Below are 998 nucleotides of genomic sequence, written 5' to 3'. Positions count from 1 at the left end.
TGCGGCGCCGGGAGCGTCGTTGACAACGCCTGCGGCGCCGGGAGCGTTGTCGACAATGCCTGGTTCGCCGGGAGCGTCGTCGACGCCTGCCTCGCCGCCCGGCGATCCGGCGACAGCGTCCGAGGTCGCCTGCGCGCCAGTCGCGTCCGAGGTTTCTTCATTGCCCGTGACCTGGGGCCGCGGATCGTCAACGTCCGGGTTCTCCGCGGCCTCGTCGTCCGCGGTGGGGGCGACCGGAGCGGGAGCCGTCACCGCCGCGGGGATCACCACCTTCGGGACACCCGACGTGGTCTGGATATCGGCTACCGCCGGCCCGGACGCGTCCGCACCCGAAGGCGCCGCCGGGCGTACCCGGGCGGTCCCGCGCGCCGGCCGCGCGACGCCGCCCTCCTGACCGGGCCGGCTCTGGCCCGGCCGATCGGACGCGGGCCGGTTCTGCACCGGCCGCCCCTGCTCCGCCTGGTTCTGCGCGGGCCGCCCCTGGGCAGGCTGCGTCTGGGCAGGCTGGGTCCGGCCCGGCTGGTCCGGGTGTGTCTGGTCGTGGTGCGGCCGGTCCTGCGTCCGGGTCGGTTCCTGCGAGCGCTGGTCGGCCGCGCGCTGGTCCGCCATGTACTGGGCCTCCGCGGCGTCGGGGGACTCGAACTGCTGGATGGACGTCATCGGGGTTGCCGGGCGCAGCACCGGTCCCTTGTCCGGTTCGCCGGGCTCGGCGCCGGGTTCCGGGGACGGGTGTGCGCTCAGCATGCGACTGCCACCCCGGTCGGTCGAGCCGGGGTGGCGCACGCATTTCCGACCGATCGCCACATCTGCTGCCTCCTGACCGAGAATGCCCGGTGCGGGAGGAAGTTTCCGGTGAACGGCTGAGTCGGCACGATCAGCGGCCGCTCCGGGCCTTGGCCCGGGCTGCTCGCCGGCCCTTCAGGTAGGCGCTCGGGCCGGCCAGCATGCCTTTGCGGTTGGCGGTCAGCAGCTCGCGTGGGAAGTCTTCGCGTAGCGTC

At 74.3% G+C, this 998-nt stretch carries 1 pseudogene; it reads right to left on the bottom strand.

Annotated elements, in window-relative coordinates:
• A pseudogene (locus tag Aau02nite_RS45725) lies at positions 1-744 on the bottom strand (hypothetical protein); the annotation flags it as partial.
• Between the last annotated feature and the right edge of the window lie 254 nt (positions 745-998).

Origin of the sequence: Actinoplanes auranticolor (assembly GCF_018332655.1) — a bacterium.
GTDB classification, from domain to species: domain Bacteria; phylum Actinomycetota; class Actinomycetes; order Mycobacteriales; family Micromonosporaceae; genus Actinoplanes; species Actinoplanes auranticolor.
Note: the sequence above shows the minus strand (reverse complement) of the source record. Positions and strands in the feature narration are given on the sequence as shown.